16 protein-coding genes and 3 tRNA genes are annotated in these 16,523 nt (G+C 66.9%); 9 read left to right on the forward strand and 10 right to left on the reverse strand.

Translation table 11 applies throughout. The annotated features are described in order from the left end of the window. Nucleotides 1–57: 57 nt before the first annotated feature. The 3 genes from ABRP18_RS03195 to ABRP18_RS03205 form a co-directional block, all read right to left on the reverse strand. On the reverse strand, nucleotides 58–1,449 hold the full coding sequence (locus tag ABRP18_RS03195) for a hypothetical protein (protein ID WP_046746759.1): 1,392 nt from the start codon (nucleotides 1,447–1,449) through the stop codon (nucleotides 58–60). 213 nt (nucleotides 1,450–1,662) lie between these two features. Continuing rightward, nucleotides 1,663–2,187, reverse strand: coding sequence for a hypothetical protein (locus ABRP18_RS03200; protein WP_349885525.1), 525 nt, complete (start codon nucleotides 2,185–2,187; stop codon nucleotides 1,663–1,665). Between the two features lie 49 nt (nucleotides 2,188–2,236). Then, a complete protein-coding gene (locus ABRP18_RS03205; protein ID WP_046746757.1) occupies nucleotides 2,237–2,542 on the reverse strand; it encodes a hypothetical protein in 306 nt (101 codons plus the stop codon). Nucleotides 2,543–2,675: 133 nt separating this feature from the next. On the opposite strand from ABRP18_RS03205, the gene ABRP18_RS03210 reads away from it, so the two are divergent. After that, nucleotides 2,676–2,939 carry a hypothetical protein gene (locus tag ABRP18_RS03210; protein WP_218867944.1) on the forward strand — a complete coding sequence of 88 codons (264 nt, stop codon included), beginning with the start codon at nucleotides 2,676–2,678 and terminating at the stop codon, nucleotides 2,937–2,939. 62 nt (nucleotides 2,940–3,001) lie between these two features. Then, a complete protein-coding gene (locus ABRP18_RS03215) occupies nucleotides 3,002–3,844 on the forward strand; it encodes a transposase (RefSeq protein WP_349885526.1) in 843 nt (280 codons plus the stop codon). Nucleotides 3,845–3,902: 58 nt separating this feature from the next. Here the strand turns inward: ABRP18_RS03215 and ABRP18_RS03220 are convergent, their stop codons facing one another. Further along, complete coding sequence (locus ABRP18_RS03220) at nucleotides 3,903–4,838, reverse strand: aminoglycoside phosphotransferase family protein (RefSeq protein ID WP_349885527.1); 936 nt, start codon at nucleotides 4,836–4,838, stop codon at nucleotides 3,903–3,905. 405 nt (nucleotides 4,839–5,243) lie between these two features. Here ABRP18_RS03220 and ABRP18_RS03225 point away from each other — a divergent pair, with 405 nt between their 5' ends. After that, nucleotides 5,244–6,773 carry an AAA family ATPase gene (locus ABRP18_RS03225; RefSeq protein ID WP_349885528.1) on the forward strand — a complete coding sequence of 510 codons (1,530 nt, stop codon included), beginning with the start codon at nucleotides 5,244–5,246 and terminating at the stop codon, nucleotides 6,771–6,773. 576 nt (nucleotides 6,774–7,349) lie between these two features. Here the strand turns inward: ABRP18_RS03225 and ABRP18_RS03230 are convergent. The 3 genes from ABRP18_RS03230 to ABRP18_RS03240 all read right to left on the reverse strand — a co-directional run bounded on the left by ABRP18_RS03230 (nucleotide 7,350) and on the right by ABRP18_RS03240 (nucleotide 7,665). Further along, nucleotides 7,350–7,422: transfer RNA gene (locus tag ABRP18_RS03230), tRNA-Phe, on the reverse strand. Nucleotides 7,423–7,491: 69 nt separating this feature from the next. Further along, nucleotides 7,492–7,565, reverse strand: a tRNA-Asp gene (locus ABRP18_RS03235). Between the two features lie 27 nt (nucleotides 7,566–7,592). Further along, nucleotides 7,593–7,665, reverse strand: a tRNA-Glu gene (locus tag ABRP18_RS03240). A gap of 209 nt (nucleotides 7,666–7,874) precedes the next feature. Between ABRP18_RS03240 and ABRP18_RS03245 the strand changes: the two genes are divergently transcribed. Beyond that, nucleotides 7,875–9,254, forward strand: coding sequence for a M23 family metallopeptidase (locus ABRP18_RS03245; protein ID WP_193762700.1), 1,380 nt, complete (start codon nucleotides 7,875–7,877; stop codon nucleotides 9,252–9,254). Between the two features lie 72 nt (nucleotides 9,255–9,326). Here the strand turns inward: ABRP18_RS03245 and ABRP18_RS03250 are convergent, their stop codons facing one another. Together ABRP18_RS03250 and ABRP18_RS03255 are read right to left on the reverse strand one after the other, a co-directional pair. Then, nucleotides 9,327–9,818, reverse strand: coding sequence for an inorganic diphosphatase (locus tag ABRP18_RS03250; protein WP_017204665.1), 492 nt, complete (start codon nucleotides 9,816–9,818; stop codon nucleotides 9,327–9,329). Between the two features lie 83 nt (nucleotides 9,819–9,901). Next, nucleotides 9,902–10,567 carry a TMEM175 family protein gene (locus ABRP18_RS03255; RefSeq protein ID WP_349885529.1) on the reverse strand — a complete coding sequence of 222 codons (666 nt, stop codon included), beginning with the start codon at nucleotides 10,565–10,567 and terminating at the stop codon, nucleotides 9,902–9,904. Between the two features lie 83 nt (nucleotides 10,568–10,650). Between ABRP18_RS03255 and tilS the strand changes: the two genes are divergently transcribed. Beyond that, nucleotides 10,651–11,643 (forward strand): tRNA lysidine(34) synthetase TilS, encoded by a 993-nt coding sequence (gene tilS / locus ABRP18_RS03260; RefSeq protein WP_349885530.1) that lies wholly within the window; start codon nucleotides 10,651–10,653, stop codon nucleotides 11,641–11,643. 41 nt (nucleotides 11,644–11,684) lie between these two features. Here tilS and ABRP18_RS03265 read toward each other — a convergent pair whose 3' ends face one another. Further along, nucleotides 11,685–12,281, reverse strand: a complete 597-nt coding sequence (locus ABRP18_RS03265; protein ID WP_061015361.1) for a DUF937 domain-containing protein — start codon at nucleotides 12,279–12,281, stop codon at nucleotides 11,685–11,687. Nucleotides 12,282–12,412: 131 nt separating this feature from the next. Here ABRP18_RS03265 and hpt point away from each other — a divergent pair, with 131 nt between their 5' ends. From hpt to folP, 4 genes are all read left to right on the forward strand, one after another. Beyond that, nucleotides 12,413–12,964, forward strand: a complete 552-nt coding sequence (hpt, locus tag ABRP18_RS03270) for a hypoxanthine phosphoribosyltransferase (RefSeq protein WP_046746747.1) — start codon at nucleotides 12,413–12,415, stop codon at nucleotides 12,962–12,964. Between the two features lie 112 nt (nucleotides 12,965–13,076). Then, the gene (gene ftsH, locus ABRP18_RS03275) at nucleotides 13,077–15,077 is read left to right on the forward strand and encodes an ATP-dependent zinc metalloprotease FtsH (RefSeq protein WP_349885531.1); all 2,001 of its coding nucleotides are present in this window, start codon (nucleotides 13,077–13,079) and stop codon (nucleotides 15,075–15,077) included. 1 nt (nucleotide 15,078) lies between these two features. Continuing rightward, nucleotides 15,079–15,684, forward strand: coding sequence for a GTP cyclohydrolase I (gene folE, locus ABRP18_RS03280; RefSeq protein ID WP_058631537.1), 606 nt, complete (start codon nucleotides 15,079–15,081; stop codon nucleotides 15,682–15,684). Then, nucleotides 15,681–16,490 (forward strand): dihydropteroate synthase, encoded by an 810-nt coding sequence (gene folP, locus ABRP18_RS03285; RefSeq protein ID WP_061015363.1) that lies wholly within the window; start codon nucleotides 15,681–15,683, stop codon nucleotides 16,488–16,490. The genes folE and folP overlap by 4 nt, the downstream gene beginning before the upstream one ends. The last annotated feature ends 33 nt before the right edge of the window (nucleotides 16,491–16,523 follow it).

Raw genomic sequence — 16,523 nt, forward strand, 5'->3', positions numbered from 1 at the left:
CCGGGAACGACAGAGGCGCGAGCAGGAATCCCTGCTCGCGCCTCTGTCGTTCGTGCGTTACTTTGAGGACTTCTTCTTGGTCTCCACCACGTCGATCGTGATCTTCTCGAGCGGACGGTCATCGTCGAGTTCGTCCTCGAGCACCTCGTCGCCGAGGAAGGTCTCCTCCGGCGCCTCGTCGGCGACAGCAGCTTCGGGAGCCGGGGCGGCAGGCGCGTCCGCTCCGGTGATCTCCGTCGGCAGCGACTCGTCGGAGAAGATGCCGTCGGGGCGGATGAGTTCGCGCACCTCCGCCATGAAGCTCGACAGCTGCTGCTGCTGCCACCGCAGCTGGCGGGTGCGGTCCTCCGCGTCGTGCAGCACGGCAGTGGTGTGGCCGGTGACCGAATCGACGATCTTCTGGGCCTTGGCGCGTGCGCGCTCCAGGGTCTCACGTGCGCGGACCTGAGCCTCGGCCTCGATCGCCTGGGCCTGCGAGCGGGTCAGGCGCTCGTAGTCCTCGGCGCGTGCAGAGATGCGCTGGGCGTGCTCGAGCGAGGCCGTGACCTGCTCGTTGGCGTCGTTGGTGATCCGCTCCGCGTGCGCCACCGCCTGGTTGTGCAGCACCAGGAACTCCTGCTGCGCGTCGTCCTGACGGCGGGTGAGGGTCTCCTCGAACTCGAGCACGCGGGCGTTCATGTCGCGCACATCGCGCTCGGCATCGGCGCGCAGCTGGGTCGTCTCACGGGTGACGAGGGAGCGCAGTGCTGCCGCGCCCTTCTCGGCCTCGGTGCGGATCGCCGTGGCCTCCTGAGCGGCCTGGTTCACCTTCTCCGCGGCGTGCGCGGCCTCGCGCTCGATGCGCGCCTCGTGAGCCGTGTACTCGGTGTCCATCTTCAGGCGCACCTGGTCGGCGTCGCGCTGCGCCTGGTCGGTGATTCGCTCCGCGTCGGCCTCGGCCTCGGCGCGCTGCGCGGCCACCTCCTCGCGAGCGGAGGTCATCAGGCGATCGGCCTGCACCGCGGCGTTCTGGATGAGGACGTTCGCCTGCTCTTCCGCGACACGGAGGATCGCTTCGAACTGCTGGCGCGACGGGGCCTCCTCGCCATCGGGCTGCGGGGCGTCGACGAGCTCGGACGTGAGTGTCGCGACCTGCTGCTCGGCGTCGGAGGCCTTGGCGTTCGCGGCCGTGAGCTCGCTCTCGAGCGCCTCGCGAGCCTTGCGCTCCTCTTCCCGCACCGCTTCGACGGCTTCTTCTTCGCGCGCCTGAGCCTCGGCCACGTCTGCGGCGGCCTGCTTGAGCTGGTTGCGAAGCGCGGAGAGTGCGGCGTCGACCTCGCCCTTGTCGTATCCGCGGAAGCCGATGGTGAACGCGCCCTGCTGGTCGCGGGGCGAGGTCTCGATCAGCTGGTCGAAGAAGTCCGGCGAGCGCTCGCCGTCACGGTCTGCGGTTCCGGGGGATTCGCTCATGGGTATTTGCCTTTCTGGCGTGGCCACACCGGGAGCGGCGGCTCCGTCCCGTCAGTCGGGACCGTGTGGACCGGAGGAGGTCGTCAGGGCGCACGCCACCACCGTGACCCGGCGGAGGCCCGGCGGGCGGGGCGCGCCCTCCAGCCTAGTTGCGTCTGCGGTTTGTTGTGCGTCCGTGTTTCGCCTGCATCGGCTGAAGGCGCGTGACCCAGGTCAGGGGGCCTGCACCCAGCGGGCGTTCCGGTCGTCGATCGTCTCGCCGCGGACGTAGCGGATGGGCTTTCCCTCTGCGACCGTGACCTCGTGGGCTTCCGCCGCGGCGGCGACGCGTGCACGCAGCTCCGTCCAGAACTGAACGGTCTGGGGAAAACCGAAGTAGTCGCGGAAGGTCTCGATCTGCATCCGGGTGCCCTCGGTGACGGGACCGAGTCGGACGAGCGTGTCATCGGGTTCGACGAAGCGGATGCCGTAACCGCCGTCGCTGCGGATCACGTACTCCCGTTCCTTCTCCGCCATCGCGGAGGCGATGATCTCTCTCGCGCGCGGCTCTGGTGCGTGGATCACCAGAGTGGTGCCGAGTTCGCCGAGCGCCGTCTCGAGCTTCTCGTCCGCGAACTTCTTTCCTGCCTTGGCTCCGGTTGCAGAGGCACGGCGACCCATACGACTCCTGAGGATCGGGCCGCCGATGATCAGCGCGAGGATCGGCAGACCGAGCAGGAGATAGGGGGCGGCATCCACGGGCACAGCGTAGCCGGATCCGCGGCGGGTCCTGCGGAGGTACTCGGGGTCAGGCGGGGGAGATCAGATGATCGAGCACGAGTTCGCCTGACGCGTTGAGCGCCTGCATCATGTCGGCGATCAGTCGCGGATCGATCGCCGGAGGCTCGGCGGCGTCGTACCCGAACTGCAGCGGGATCGCCGGATGGATCCACACGGTGGCGCGCTTGTCGACCCCGCCGTTGACCGGGAGCCAGGTCATCATGAAGCTCTCCTGGCGGCGGAGCTTGGTCGAGATGACGATCTTGAGGTGCGCCAGAGTCGCGTCTTCGATGAGGATCGGATCCGAGGTCCCGTCGTAGCGGAGTCTGCCCATGTGATCACGGTACACCGGCGCACTGCCTCTTCTGCGGCCCATGCGCAACCCCCTCTGCGAGCCCGGATGTACTCGTTACCGTCTCAGCATGACGACAACGGAATGACAACGAGCGGAGGACAAGGTGCAGACGATGGCGCGCACGCGGATTGCGCTCAATGAATCAGAGTTCTTCCTGGCGCAGGGGGAGGATGCCGTCGAGCTGAGAGGTCGGATAGAGGAGGCGATCCAGACCGGAGGCGGGTTCGTCGAATTCTCGGTGGTGGGCAATCGCTCGGTCAGCGTGTTGATCTCCTCGGTCACACACGTCGTGATCTCGGTCGAGACGGTGGAATTCGACGCGCGGGACACCGGCGACAGTGCGGTGCCGTACGGCGGGGAGTACGACCTGCTGTGATCGCTGGCGGGATCACAGGGCGGAGCCCGGGCGGGCGATCGGTATCGGCGTAGGGTGGCGGCATGGTCGGTCCCACGTTCGAGGAGATCGCAGCCGTGCTGTACTCCGACGCCCCGGAATCGTTCGTGGCGTCGCGCAAGGCCCGGGCGGGGGAGGCTGATCCGGAGCTCGCCTCCCGGATCCTCGCTCTCAGGAAGCCGTCGATCGCGGCCTGGGTGGTGAACGTGTTCGCGCGCGAGCGGGCGGCACAGCTCGGGGAGGCGCTGGAGCTCGCGCGAGAGCTTCGCGAAGCCCAGGACGACCTGGACGCCCCGGCGCTGGCGAAGCTGGGACGGGAACGCCGCGCCCTCACCCGGCGGCTCGCCCAGGCCGCAGGAGAGCTGGCCGCAGCGCGCGGGGAGCGCGTGACGCCGTCGACGCTCGAGGCGGTCGAGCAGACCATCTCGGCGGCGTTCTTCGATCCGGCGGCGGCCGCAGCCGTCGCTTCCGGCCGACTGCTGCGGGCTCTCGATCCCTCGGCCACGGCGAGCGAGATCCGTGAGGCGGTGGCGGGCGACGTGCCAGACCTCGAGCCGGCGCCGCGACCTCCGACGGATGAGCTGCAGGCGCGACGGGCGCGCCGGGACGCCGAGCGGGCGATCGCGGCGGCGGAGAAGGAGCACACGGTCGCGGAGCGCGAACTCGCACGGAGGGATGCGGCGCTGCAGAGGGTGCGAGCGCACATCTCTGAACTCTCGGACAGGACCGCCGAACTCGAGGCCCAGCTCGCCCGCGCCCGCGCCGATGCCGAGCGCGCCGAGGCCGAGGTGTCGCGCGCAGAGGCGGAGCGAGCTGCTGCGGCTCAGCGCACGGAAGTGGCGGCGCACGATCTGGAGCAAGCGCGGGAGGCTGCGGAATCGCTGTGACGACGACGGGGCCTTCCGCCTCGCGAGGAGCGCTCGACGCGAACCCGGTTCGGTGCGTTCACCGCATCTCGGAGCTGTGGGCGGCGAGGAGCGCATCGTCGACCAGCTTCGCTGCCGCGCTGATGGCGGGCTGACCGTCTTCGATGTCCCACAGGGTGTTCTGCAGCAGGCGGGCACGGGTCCAGGCGGCAGCGCGGTGGCGGTCGAGGTCGAGCATCTCGGTGAGGATGTCGAAGCGTCGCCGCACGAGCCGGGTTGCATCGGTGCGGGTGGGGTCGTCGCTCCATCCGCTGTCGAGCGCGGGCCAGAGGTCGAATCCGGGATCGCCCACGAGCGGTTCCGGGTCGATCGCCAGCCAGGGTTCGCGATCGGCCGCGAGCACGTTGCCGTAGTGCAGGTCCCAGTGCAGGAGACGGTCGCCGGTGTCATCGGCGACCGCCGACACCGTGTCGACCCATCGGCCCAGCCGGGACCGATCATCGTCGTCGAGCACGCGCGCGGCCGCGGGAGCATCGTCGATCATCTCGGCGGTGACCGTCGCGAGCCGGGGGAGCCCGTCCGGGGCGGCCACAGCGTGCAGGCGTGCGAGGAGGCCACCGACCACGCGGACGGCAGCATCGTCGTCTTCGACGGTCTCCAGAGCGCGGTCTCCCTGGAGGCGTTCGAGCAGGATCCCTCCGCGGTCGGCATCACTGTCCAGCAGGCGGACGATGCCGGCTCCCTGCCAACGGGTGAGGCCGATGATCGCAGCCGTGGTCTCGGCGCAAGGGACCTGCAGCTTCAACGCCGCGGGCGTTCCATCGGCACGGCGCACCGGAACGAGGACCCCGGCCTCTCCCGATCGGACCGTGCCTTCAGGGCGGAGCTCCCACCGCTGCAGCAGGTCCAGCGCGACGGCTGACACCTGGGCCGACCATTCGCGCGTCGTGTCGTCCCGGGACCGGAAGCCTCGGAGGACTTCGACCGGGATGACGGACGACTGCTCTTGACGCATACGGACCAGTTGATCACAGGGCGTCGGTGGAAAGGCCTCGCCCGCGGGTAAAGCAAAACCCCCGCCATGTAGAAGCTAGGCGAGGGTTTCTGGAGTGATTGTAACGATCACTCGTGTGGCTCCGACCGGCGTCGATCCGGTGACCTTTCGATCTTCAGTTGGATGCGGCGGGATAGTGGGTGTTCGTTGGTCGCCGTTTGCCGCGTGATTCCGCGGAAGTCGTCATGGTTGGTCGCGGCTGGTTGAGGGTGGTTTCAGCGGAGCTACCGGCACAGAACCGGCACGAGTTCGCAGGACCTGCTGCCGAGAACATGTCTGCAGACGAAGTTGCACTCGGGTGAAACTCCCCAGGCGTAGATTTGCGCTAACCTGCGAGGCAAGTATTGAGTCGACGGAGGATCTAGCGTGACCCATAATCTTGAGGACGTATTCAAACTCTCCGGAGTCCCGACCTTGACCTTCGTCGAGCCGGTCGAGTACTCGCGACTGAAGATCGCGCTTCGCACGCCTGGGCGAGGCGTTGTAGTCGAAGGACCGTCCAAGATTGGCAAGACCAGCGCCGTCACGAATGCGTTGGACGCGATCGGGGCGAGCGCGGAGGTAGTGAAGCTGAGTGCTCGGCGGAGTGAGGATGTCGACCTCATCCGAGAACTTCCCAATATGAAAGCCATCGGGGTGGTCGTCATTGATGATTTTCACCGTCTCGATGCGGAAAGCAAAAGTGCTATATCCGATTTCATGAAGATCCTCGCAGACGAAGAGCGCACGGACTCAAAGGTCGTTGTGATCGGAATCAATAAGGCTGGCGAATCTTTGATTTCAATCGCGCCGGACCTCGGAGGTCGAATTGAGATAGTCAAGCTCGGCATCAACCCCGAAGATCGACTCGAATCCCTAATTGAAAAAGGTGAAGCCGCGCTCAACATTTCGATCGACGCCAAGCACGAAATCGCTCGTAGTGCACTTGGGAGCTTCAACATCGCCCAAGCATTGTGTCACGATGCTTGTCTCACGAAGGACGTTGAAGAAACCCAGGTTGAGAAAGCGGTTGTCGATGCATCGTTTGAGCTGATCCGAGAACGCGTCCTAGACCGGCTTTCCGGCACGTTCCAGCGTCGAGCAGAGATATTCGCGAAGGGTAAGAAGCTTCGTAGGGAAGGGCGCGCGCCCTACCTCCAGATCTTGCGGTGGTTGTCTCAGAGCGACGAATGGACGATCGAGTTGGATCGCGAAATGTCTCGCAATCCAACCCTCCGACCTAGCGTCAGCCAGGTCGTGGAGAAGGGGCACCTCAGGAATCTTCTTGATGAGAAACATGACGTGTTGTCCGACCTCGTCCATTACGAAGAGGATGGTCGGATTCTAGCTGTGGAGGACCCACAGTTCTTCTTCTACATCAAGCACTTGTCATGGAACCGGTTTGCTGAGCGATTGGGATACTTCGAGGTCTCATTTGCGTCAACGTATGACTACGCGCTGTCGTTTGCCGGCTCGGACCGAGAGATTGCAAAAATGCTCTACACAAAGCTTGCCGAGCGCGAACTCGGAATCTTCTATGACGAAAACGAGCAAAGTAGGATTTTGGCGGCCAACGTTGAAGAGTATCTCGCTCCAATATATAAGAGCGAGGCGAGCTACATCGTGGTATTCCTCGGCAATGATTATCCAAAGCGAGTGTGGACGCGGTTCGAATCTGAACAGTTCCGACACCGATTTGGTGACAACGCAGTGATTCCCATCTGGTTCGCAGATGTAGACTATTCAGTCTTCGATGAGTCCCGTGATTTTGGGGGGATGACCTTCGATCGATCGAAGCCGATGGAGGCGCAGGTGGAGCTCTTCGCTGAGAACCTTGCTCAGCGGCTCGCGAACGATCGAGCGGAGGCGGCGGCGCGGGGCGCCCGGGATGCCGCGAGCGCTGTGGCCGAAGATTGAGTCCTTGAGTCGGAGGCCGGGCTGAGGAGCGCGCGGACCGCAGCGCAGCGAGGACCGCACGCACCGGAAGGTCGGCCTCCGACTCATCGGCCGGAGGCCGACCTTGAATGAGTAATGAAAGTTCTCACACGTTCGTAGCCGACGGGTGGACGGCCCTCTGGCTCCCGAACTCATCGGCTGTGGCGGTGGAGGAGCACTCGATCCCGACGTCGAGCAGCGTCAACTCCTTCGTTGCCAGAACTACGTACGCACACTCGCGCCAAAAGTCCTCTTGTCCCTCGATGGTCAAACCCGAGACGACGTATTGCTCTGCGCCAGATGCACCCAAATACTCGCGTCCATCTACTTGGGAGTATCTGGGGTGACGAACCGGCACAACACCGGCACAAGCTCCCCCTTGTGCGCGTCCAGCTTGACTGCTCACGCTCGGCGGCAGCGAATCCCGCTGGCTCGACTGCTGGGGTGGTTCGCCTTGGGGATAGGCGCGGAAACCGCCCCCTCACCAGGGCAAAGCAAAACCCCCGCCATGTAGAAGCTAGGCGAGGGTTTCTGGAGTGATTGTAACGATCACTCGTGTGGCTCCGACCGGCATCGATCCGGTGACCTTTCGATTTTCAGTCGAACGCTCTACCAACTGAGCTACAGAGCCGCGCGACCGGCAAACCTGTCGCGTCCTAGACGAAGAGCCCTCTCCGAAGAAAGAGCTCGTCGCACGGAGCGACCCTGACGGGACTTGAACCCGCGACCTCCGCCGTGACAGGGCGGCACGCTAACCAACTGCGCTACAGGGCCATACTTGTTTAATTATATCGGAAGGTGTGACCCCAACGGGATTCGAACCCGTGCTACCGCCGTGAAAGGGCGGCGTCCTAGGCCGCTAAACGATGGGGCCGAGTCAGTCCCGGGGGACTTCCTTGCCGACGCTCAAGCATAAGGGATGTTTCAGGCAAATCGCGAATCGAGGGCGCGGCGCCGCAACCCGGGCGTGTTTCCGGGGCACGATCGAGGGGTCGGTGGAGGGCGGAGGAGCGGCCGTGCCCCTGGTGCGGATGTGAAAGTTGTTGTTACTGTGGCAACTGTGAAACCGGCGGAAGGGGCCGTGTGAACGACAAGATCACGCTGGATGCTGCGGTCGCAGCAGCGTCCGAGGACTGCGGCTGCGCGCCCACTCCCACAGAACGCCGCGCCTTCGGTGCGACAGGCATCAGTCGTCGAGGAGCCCTCGGCATCGGCGCGCTCGGCGTCGTGGCGCTCAGCGCCTTCGGCATCACCAACGGTGTAAGCGCCGCGTATGCCGCCACGTACCCGAGCTGGGATGACGTGCAGCGAGCGAAGAACAACGAGGCGGCCAAGGCCACCGAGGTCTCGCGTATCGAAGGGCTGATCCAGTCCCTCACGCAGAAGGTCGCCGAGACGCAGGCCGCGGCGAAGGTCGCCTCCCAGGAGTTCTACGACGCGCAGCAGGCGTACTTCGCTGCAGCGACCGAAGCCGACACCCTGCAGGCGAAGGCCGATGAGCAGGCTGCGGTCGCCGACAGTTCTGCTCGCAAGGCGGGACAGGTGGCTGCGCAGCTCTACCGCAACGGAGGCGACGACACCTCCATGGAGCTGTTCTTCGCCGGGTCGGCGAACAACGCCGATGAGCTGCTCGCGCGCCTCGGCACGATGGACAAGCTGCTCGAGTACAACCAGTCGGTCTACGACAAGGCTGTCGCCGCTCGCAACTCCGCGCAGTCGCTCAGCGACCAGGCCGTCGTCGCCCGCAACGAGCGCGACCGGCTGCAGAAGGTCGCCGAAGAGAAGATGGTCGTCGCGCAGCAGGCGGCGGAAGCCGCTCAGGCCGCCCTGGACGAGCAGTCCGCGAACCTCGCCACCATGCAGGCTCAGCTCGCGGCCCTCAAGGACGTGACCACTCAGACCGTGGCCGGCTACCAGGCCGGTGTCGAAGCCGAGGCGAAGGCCCGTCGCGAACGCGAAGCCGCCGAGCGTGCTGCCGCAGCGGCGGCCGCCGCTGCCGGTGGTGGCGGTGGTGGCGGCGGAGGCGGTGGCGGAAGCCAGGGCTCCGGCGGCTGGTGCCGTCCGCACGGCGGCGGTAAGAGCTCGGGCTACGGCCCTCGCTCCGTGCAGTGCGGCTCCCAGGGCTGCTCCTCGTCCTTCCACTACGGAACTGACTTCGCCAACGGCTGTGGCTCTCCGATCTACGCCGCGAACTCCGGGACCGTCGACTATGCGGGCCCCAACTCCGGTTACGGCAACTACATCCGCATCCAGCACGGCGGCGGCATCGGCACGGGCTACGCCCACATCCGCGACGGCGGCATCCTCGTCCGTTCGGGTCAGCGCGTGAACTCCGGCCAGGTCATCGCATATGCGGGCAACACCGGCCGCTCGTTCGGCTGCCACCTCCACTTCGAGGTCTACGTCGGCGGTCGCCCCGTGAATCCCGTCGCGTTCCTCGGCGATCGCGGAGTGTCGGCCTGAGCCGCTCCTTCCTGACATGAAGAAGACCCCCGGCCGCTGAGCGGAACCGGGGGTCTTCTGCGTGCGTGAGGGTCAGTGGCCCTGCTCGCCGAAACGGACGATCGCCTCGTCCAGGATGCGCTGCGCCTCGGCGGCGTTCCCCCACTCGTCGACCTTGACCCACTTGTTGGGCTCGAGGTCCTTGTAGTGCTCGAAGAAGTGCGCGATCTCCTTCTTCGTGTACTCGGCGATGTCGTCGATGTCCTGGATGTGGGCCCAGCGCGGGTCCTTGGAGAGCACGGCGACGAGCTTGTCGTCTCCGCCGGCCTCGTCGCTCATCTTGAGCACGGCGACGGGGCGGACCTCCACGACGACGCCCGGGTAGATGGCGTGGTCGAGCAGCACGAGCACGTCGAGCGGGTCGCCGTCCTCGCCGAGCGTGTTGTCGAAGTAGCCGTAGTCGGCCGGGTAGCCGAAGGTCGTGTAGAGCACGCGGTCGAGGTGCACTCGCCCGGTCTCGTGGTCGACCTCGTACTTCACGCGGCTGCCGCGCGGGATCTCGATGACGGCGTCGTGTGCGCCCATGCGTGTGCTCCTCAGGAAAAGTTCGGTTGGATGCCGCCGACTAGCCTACCTGTGGCGCTCGCACCCCCGTTGGTCGCGAGCGCTCAGGGTCCGGCGTCGGTCTCCGGCCGCGGCTCTTCGGTTCCGCGCCTGCGCAGCAGCCGATTCAACAGCCGGCTCGTCGGGTCGCTGAGCAGCAGCAGGAAGAGCCCGGCGTACCCGTTCGGCGCAGCGAGGACGGCGATGACGAGGGCTGCGGCGAACAGGATGATCGCCGCGAGGTCTCCGATCGCCCCCAGCCGGATCGTCTCGGTCGACGCCGTGGTGAGTTCGCGGTGACGCGCGAGATAGAGCCAGCCGGCGAGAGTCGTCACCTGCGTCATGATCAGCGTGTCGATGTAGACCACCGCCTGGAGGGCGTCGGTGTCCATCTGCCCGATCATCGCCGTGGGAACGGGCAGCCAGACGATCGTCGCCATCCACGCGACGTTGATCCACAGGAGGGGGACGGTGACCCACTCCACGTCGCGGTACTGGCGATGGTGGCCCATCCAGAACGTCGCGATGAGGAGGAAGCTCAACCCGAAGCTGAGCAGCTGACCCGCGTGCTCGTTCAGGAATTCGGCGGTGGTCAGCTGACCGGAAGCCGCTTCGGAGACGGACTCCATCAGCGGGAGGATGAGCAGTGTCATGGCGATCGCGACGACGGCATCGACGAAGGCCTTGAACCTCTCGGTGCGGAACGGTCGTGTGCTCGTCTCATCGGTCACGGCGTCAGGATAGCCCCGCCCGCGGCCGTCGCCATCGACCGGGACCGGGCGCGCCGATCCTCGAGGTGCCCTAGCGTGGAGGCGTGCCGTCACTCGCTCCCGCCATCGCCGAGATCCGCCTCGCCGTGCGCACCGCGCTCGCCGACCTTCCCGAGGGTGCGGCCGTCATCGTCGCCTTGTCCGGGGGTGCGGATTCGCTCGCGCTCGCCGCGGCCGTCGCGTTCGAAGCTCGCAAGCTCGGACTTCGTGTCGCGTCCCTGACCGTCGATCACGGCCTGCAGCACGACTCGGCAGACGTCGCATCCGCGGCGGCTCGTGCAGCCGCCGACCTCGGCCTCGACCCGTTGATCGTGCGCGTGGACGTCGCAGGGGAGGGCGGTCCTGAGGCCGCCGCCCGAGAGGCGCGATACCGGGTGCTGCGAGACGCGGCTGCCGACGTCGGAGCCGCCGCCGTGCTTCTCGGGCACACGCTCGACGACCAGGCGGAGACCGTTCTGCTCGGCCTGGCTCGTGGCTCCGGGGCGGCCAGCCTGCAGGGGATGGCTCCGGTCCGGGAGGATGAGGACGGTGTGCGATGGGTGCGTCCGCTCCTGGGCGTGCGCCGCGAGACGACGCGCGCTTTCTGCGTCGCCTCCGACCTCACGCCGTGGGACGATCCGCACAACCGCGACGACCGCTACGCCAGGGTCCGAGTGCGCGAGCGCGTGCTCCCGGTTCTCGAAGACGAGCTCGGTCCCGGCATCGCCGAGGCCCTCGCCCGCACGGCGGAGCAGCTCCGGGAGGACGCCGAGGCGTTCGACGAGATGATCCACGAGACGATCGAGGACATCGTCGAGCACGCGGAAGCCGGGATCTCCGTCAGCGTGGCGGCGCTCGCCGCGAATCCCGCCGCACTGCGCAACCGGATCATCCGGCTCGTCGTCGACAGCGAGTTCGGGGTGAGCCTGACCAGGTCGCAGACGATCGAGGTCGCGCGGCTGGTCACCGACTGGAATGGGCAGGGGCCGATCGACCTGCCGGAGTGCTCGGCCATGCGCCACGGGGGGCGCATCGTCTTCGCCGCATCCGGTCGCTGAGCGGGGACCACCGCTGCGCGACCGGATGCGTGCATGTGGTCTTACTTCTTGCCGCCGAACAGGCCGCCGAGAATCCCGCCGAGGTCGATGCCGCCGCCGGAACCGCTGCTGTTGCCGCCGCCGAGGAGTCCGCCGATGACATCGCCGATGCCGCCGGACGAGCCGCCGCTGTTGCCGCCGCCCAGCAATCCGCCGATCACATCGCCGATACCGCCGGAGCCCTCCGCGCCCGCGTCGGCCTTCGCCGACTTGTCCTTGGTCGCGTTCGCGATCAGGCCCATCACGATCGGGGCGAGGATCGGAAGGAGCTTGCCGAAGTCGATGCCGGGGGTCGCCTTCGACTCCGTGAGCTCCTTCGTCACCTCTTTCTCCTTCGAACCGAGGATGTGGGAGACGATCTTGCCGCCGTCGGCCTGATCGATGTCGTCGACTTTCGACGCGCCGGAAGCGCCCTCATGCTTCTTCAGCGCGTTCCGGATCGCCGCGGAGCCCTCATCCGTCTCGGCGTTCTTGGCGAGGCCGCCAAGCAGCACCGCGCCGCCCTGCTCGACCGCGACCTTGGCTTCGTCCCGCGAGACGCCCAGCTTCTCGGCGATGTCGTCGATCGGCACCTGGTTGAGGATGTCGTCAAGAGCCATGGTGAATCCTTCCTCGGGGCGTCCGCCCGCATCACCGCTCACAGTAGTGCGGATGCCCGACGAGGGGCAGATGCCGTCCCGATGAACAGACCTGGGACCGAGCATCCGATCGCGTCGCCTAAAATCGATCCATGCGCGCCGCGGAGATCCAGGACGACCTTGCACAGATCCTCGTCACCGAGGAGGAGATCCACGCCAAGCTCGACGAGCTCGCAGCGCAGGTCGCCGAGGACTACGCGGGCAAGGACCTTCTCCTCGTCGGCGTGCTGAAGGGCGCGGTCATGGTGATGGCCGACTTCGCGCGGGCGCTGCCGTTCCACGCTCCGATGGACTGGATGGCGGTGTCGAGCTACGGTGCCAGCACCAAGTCGAGCGGCGTGGTGCAGATCCGGAAAGACCTCGACACGGACCTCAACGGCAAGCACGTGCTCATCGTCGAGGACATCATCGATTCCGGCCTCACGCTGAGCTGGCTGCTGGAGAACTTCGGATCGCGCGGCGCCGAGTCGATCGAGGTGCTGGCGCTCCTGCGCAAGCCCGAGGCGGCGAAGGTCGAGATCGACTGCAAGTACGTCGGCTTCGACATCCCGGTGGAGTTCGTCGTCGGTTACGGCCTCGACTACGCAGAGCGCTACCGCAACCTGCGCGACGTCGCCGTGCTCGCCCCGCACGTCTATTCCTGAGGTCGCAGACCCGGCCGCGGTGACGCGGCGACTCCGACCTCGCCGTCGACCGCTACGCCGTGGGTGAACGCACAGCGACCCCCTAGGGCGCGCGCGATACGCTGATCCGATCATGGATGTGAAGAAGCTCACCCGGAATCCGCTGATCTACGTCGCGCTGATCGGCGTGCTCCTGTTCGGCGGTTTCCTGCTGATCTCGAATCTGGGTGCGCCCAAGCAGATCACGACGCAGGAGGGGCTGAAGCTCCTCTCCGGCACCACGGTCACCGAGGTCGTGAACACCGATGGCGATCAGCGCGTCGACATGACGCTCTCCAAGCCGTTCCAGGGCTCCGAGAACGTCCAGTTCTACTACGTCGATGCGCGCGCCGACGAGGTCGTCAAGGCCGTCAACGATGCAGCGCCGAAGGACGGCTTCAACGACGCCGTCCCGCGTGCGACCTGGTTCGACGGCTTCCTCTCCCTTCTTCTTCCCCTCGTGCTGCTCGGTCTGCTGTTCTGGTGGCTCCTGTCCTCCATGCAGGGCGGCGGCGGCAAGGTCATGCAGTTCGGCAAGTCCAAGGCCAAGCTCGTCAGCAAGGAGACCCCGACCGTCACCTTCGCCGATGTGGCCGGTGCCGACGAGGCCATCGAGGAGCTCCACGAGATCAAGGAGTTCCTGCAGGACCCCGCGAAGTTCCAGGCGATCGGCGCCCGCATCCCGAAGGGCGTGCTGCTGTACGGCCCTCCCGGAACCGGAAAGACCCTCCTCGCCCGCGCCGTCGCCGGTGAAGCCGGCGCCCCGTTCTACTCGATCTCCGGTTCCGACTTCGTCGAGATGTTCGTCGGCGTCGGTGCCTCTCGCGTGCGCGACCTCTTCAGCCAGGCCAAGGAGAACGCTCCGGCCATCATCTTCATCGACGAGATCGACGCCGTCGGTCGTCACCGCGGCGCCGGCATGGGCGGCGGAAACGACGAGCGCGAGCAGACGCTGAACCAGATGCTCGTCGAGATGGACGGCTTCGACCCGAACGCGAACGTCATCGTGATCGCGGCCACCAACCGTCCGGACATCCTCGACCCCGCACTGCTGCGCCCCGGCCGCTTCGACCGTCAGATCGGCGTCGACGCCCCCGACCTCAAGGGTCGCCAGAAGATCCTCGAGGTGCACAGCAAGGGCAAGCCGCTGTCGAAGAACGTCGATCTCGAGGTCGTCGCCCGCAAGACCCCCGGCTTCACCGGTGCCGACCTGGCGAACGTGCTGAACGAGGCCGCGTTGCTCACAGCCCGTTCGAACGCGCAGCTCATCGACAACCGCGCCCTCGACGAGGCCATCGACCGTGTGATCGCCGGCCCGCAGCGCCGCACCCGCGTGATGAAGGACAAGGAGAAGCTCATCACGGCGTACCACGAAGGCGGACACGCGCTCGCGGCGGCGGCGATGAACTACACCGACCCGGTGACCAAGATCACGATCCTGCCTCGTGGCAAGGCGCTCGGCTACACGATGGTGCTGCCGCTCGACGACAAGTACTCGGTCACCCGCAACGAACTGCAGGACCAGCTCACCTACGCCATGGGCGGCCGCGTCGCGGAGGAGATCGTCTTCCACGACCCCACCACCGGTGCCTCGAACGACATCGAGAAGGCGACCTCGATCGCTCGCAAGATGGTCATCGAGTACGGCATGACGACGCAGGTCGGTCCGGTCAAGCTCGGCACCGAGGGCGGCGACATGTTCGTCGCACGCGACATGGGCCGTGGCCGCGAATACTCCGAGAAGGTCGCCGAGCGCGTCGACGCCGAGGTGCGCGCGCTCATCGAGCAGGCGCACAACGAGGCCTACGAGGTCATCAGCGAGAATCGCGACATCCTCGACAAGCTCGCCCTGGCCCTGCTCGAGGAGGAGACCCTCGACCACAACCAGATCGCGGAGATCTTCACCGAGATCAGGAAGCTGCCGGAGCGCCCGCTGTGGCTCTCGAGCGAAGGGCGTCCGGTCTCGGAACGTCCTCCGATCGAGGTGCCGAAGAAGGACGTCTCGCTGGCGGCATCCGTCGAGGCTCCGGCCGGCGCACCGCGCACGCAGCAGGGCTCGGCGGGAGCAGGGAACCCGCGGCCTGCGACGGCGTGACGTGACGGTCGACAGAGAGCGCGTCGAGCGGCTCACGCGAGAGCTTCTCGCGGCGATCGGCGAAGACCCGGACCGACCGGGATTGAAGCAGACCCCGACGCGCATGGCCGAGCTGTACACGGAGTTCTTCTCCGGAGTGGGCGAAGACCCGGCTGAACCGCTCGCGCGCACCATCAGTGTCTCCCGAGGCCCCGCGCCCGACACGCTGCCCTCCGGCGCCGTGCTGCTGCGCGACATCCGCTTCCGCTCCGTCTGCGAGCACCACCTGCTGCCCTTCGCCGGGCACGCGCACATCGCCTATCTCCCCGGCGAGCAGGTCGTCGGGTTGGGAGCGCTCGTGCGGGTCGTCGAGATCCTCGCCGCGCGTCCGCAGGTGCAGGAACGCCTGGGCGAGCAGATCGCCGACACGATCGCGGAGCACCTCGACACCCGCGGTGTGCTGGTCGTGCTCGATGCGGCGCACGGCTGCGTCACCATGCGCGGCGGACGCCAGACCGAGGCCTCGACACTCACCATCGCCGCGCGCGGTGAGTACAACGATCCCGTCTCCCGGGCCGAGCTGATCACTCTGATCGGCGCGGGCGGCTTCGGAGCAGCGCACGGATGACGGGCATCTGGGGCATCGTCAACGTCACTCCGGACTCGTTCAGCGACGGGGGTCGCTACCTCGACGTCGACCGCGCGGTGGCCCACGGGCTGCGGCTCCGCGCCGAGGGAGCAGCTGTGCTCGATGTGGGTGGTGAATCGACCAGGCCCGGCGCCGACCGGGTCGGCACCGACGTCGAGCAGCAGCGAGTGATCCCGGTGATCGAACAGCTCGCTGCCGCTGGCGTGCCGGTCAGCGTCGATACGCTCAGCGCCGCCACAGCAGCCGCCGCCGTGCGGGCGGGGGCCAGGATCGTCAACGACGTCTCCGGGGGGCTCGCCGATCCGGAGATGCGCGCTGCCGTCGCGGAATCCGGCGCCGACTTCGCGATCGGGCACTGGCGCGGGTTCTCTTCGGACATGTATGCCAATGCCGAGTACCACCGCGTCGCGCGCGAGGTCGCCGGCGAGCTGCAGGAGCGCATCGGTGAGGCGGCCTCATCGGGGATCGCGCCGTCTCGCCTCATCATCGATCCCGGCATCGGGTTCGCGAAGTCGGGAGCGCAGAACTGGGACATGCTGCGCGGGCTCGACGAGATCGTCGCACTGGGCCCTCGGGTGCTGATCGGCACGTCGCGCAAACGGTTCCTCGCAGAAGTACTCCGTCAGGAGACAGGTCCCGACGAGGAGGTCTCCGAATCCCGTCGCGACCTCGCCACCGCCGTCACCAGTGCGCTCGCGGTCAGAGCCGGAGTGTGGGCCGTGCGTGTGCACGACGTGGCATCCACGCGCGACGCCCTGGCGATCGCGCACGCCTGGGAAGGCTGAGGGCGTCTCGGGGCGATCCCCGTACGCTAGACG

The sequence above is a fragment of the Microbacterium sp. WHRI 7836 genome (assembly GCF_040223885.2).
Classification (GTDB): domain Bacteria; phylum Actinomycetota; class Actinomycetes; order Actinomycetales; family Microbacteriaceae; genus Microbacterium; species Microbacterium oxydans.